The 2,383-nt window shown below is 58.5% G+C and carries 1 pseudogene; it reads right to left on the bottom strand.

The window, feature by feature from the left end:
- Window positions 1–419 precede the first annotated feature (419 nt).
- Window positions 420–2,383 (bottom strand): annotated as a pseudogene (locus tag AC1D05_RS35675) (hypothetical protein); the annotation flags it as partial.

The following is a 2,383-nucleotide window of genomic DNA, read 5'->3' as shown; positions in this document are numbered from 1 at the left end:
AGTTCACCAGTTGCAAGGGCGATGAGATGTGATGGCGAACCGGTCATACCGGGAGCTGGGATAACCCGTGCGAATGTCGTGGGCGTCATTGCCCGCAAAGCAGAGTGGGACCTGACTCGCGGATACCATCAAGGCCAGCGGTCAACATGAACGACTGCATCAACAGGCCGGACAGAAGACTGCACCTGACCCAATCGTCAAAAACGTCAAATCACCCCTTGCAATGCGGGAGCCATCCACAGAAGACATCGCTGGGGACCATAGTAGAGGTCACAGTTGCGTCATGTTCGGACCTACGCGGGGATAAGCGTGAACGTCTCAATTCCGTTACATTCCAGTCCAAACGAACGCGCGTCTCGGGCGCGCAATGAGCCAAGCTCGCAAACAACGTTGTCGGAATCCACGCAGATGGTGCGACCTCAACGGCTCAGGGCGTCCAGCGCCCTTTGTGCCGCGATGAGGTCGACGATTGGATACCTAGTGTTAAATGTGTGGACCACCGCTTGCAGACGCGTCGCGGCCTCATGGACACGACCTTGACGTGCCAGAACTTGTGCAAGTTGCGTTGCGGCGCGAAGCTCGAAAAGTCTCGCTTGCTGCCGACGGGCAGTAGCAATCGCTGTTTCGAATAGGTGCGCGGCGCCCGTCAGGTCACCTCTATCCGCGGCGATTTGGCCACGAAGGCGAATACATTCTGCTAGGTAGCTCGCCTCGTCCGTATCGAAAACGAGTGTATCGACATCATCAAGCATCTGCGATGCGTCTTCGATGCGACCGGCCCGCAGGAGAAGATCACAAAGCTCGCATGCTTTCTCAGGGGTATGAAATACGACGCCGTGCCCACGCCAAAGAACCAAACTCTCTCGGACGTCATCGATGCCGGCATCCAGTTCGCCTAAATGCGAGCGGGCATGACCACGCCACCTAATGCCGCTGCTTCGACGCGCCGTGTAGCCATGCAGTTCGCAAATCTCGACGATCTTCGTAGCGTTCTCAAGGAGTTCCTCGTATTGACCAAGTAGCGCGCACAATTCGCAATGCCCGAGAAGACGCCACGCGAGTTCGAAGGGCTTATCGCCCTGGTCAAAATCTCGAATTAGGCGCTCTTTCTCTTCGACTGCAGCATCAAAGAAACCCAATATAATCAGCGTTTCGCTTAGATATTCCTGGGCAGAGACACGGGGTTTATCCGCACCGGCGAACAAGATACCCCGACTTGGCTCAACACGATCAATCATATCTAAGGCATTCCGCAAAGCTTCCGCTGCCTGCGGTTGTTCTCCCCGGTTAGAATGAGCCATCCCCCTTGTTGCCAAAAGGGCACTCAAATAGGCTGGAGGAAGGTGATCGGCGCCTTTTGTTAGCTGCTCATCGGCGAGCATCAGATAGTCGTGATTGCGCCCAGTGGCATAAAAAAATGGAGCGAGTGAAAGCGCAACGTCACATTGCAATTCGACCGATGCAGTGTTCGCGGCGGCAAGACGTGCATCTTCAAGCGTCTTCCCAAGGCGCTCAGAACGATACCCTTCAGCCTGCATCAAGGCATTGGCCATCGCAAGGTGGAGACGTGTCATCCGTTCGGCGCCGCCAGACACATCGCCAAGTCTCCGGCTGCAGTCAATAGCACTGGCAAAGTGCGACACGGCTTCCTGAGTGGCAGCTCTGGCCACGGCGGCCCTTCCCGCCTTTTGCCAGTGATCGAGCGCGCCCGCCCAATCCCCAGCCTCCTGAAGGTGGTGCGCAAGGAGCTCGGGTTGCGCTTCAGTGATTTCGGTCCACTTTTCCTCCAACACACCTGCGACACGCTTATGTAGCTCCTGGCGCTTAGCGCGCAGCAGCGTGCCATACGCCGCGTCCTGAACGAGCGCATGCTTGAAGAGGTAAGTGGCCAGTGGCCGTGTCCCGCGGCAGAACACCAGACCGGCGCCTCCGAGTTGATCCAGTGCGCCATTTAGATCAGCGGCATTTCGCTGTGCGACCGCTGCCAGCAATTCGTAGGAGAACTCCCGACCGAGAACCGCGCCGACCTGTGCGACCTCCTTAACGGTTGAGCCGAGGCGATCGAGCCGCGCCATCAACGAGGCATGCAGCGTGGCGGGAACGTTCAACGCCGTCGCAGCAGCTCTTGAGAGCACTGTCCTGGCGTTGCCGCCCTCCAACACCGCCTTGGTCAGCTCCTCGACGAACAGTGGCACCCCATCCGTGCGTTCGATAATCTCCGCGACAACGTCGCTCGGGAGCTCCCCGGTGCCGACGACCCGCTGGACCAGCGCGGCGCCTTCACGACGGTCGAGCCGATTGAGGACAAGAACCGTGACGTGCGCCTGCCCGGTCCACGGCGGTTGAAACTCGGGGCGGAACGTGAGGAGAAGCAGAACTGGCA

The sequence above is a fragment of the Mesorhizobium sp. P2_E9 genome, assembly GCF_056403815.1.
This window is presented reverse-complemented; position numbering and strand designations above follow the sequence as displayed.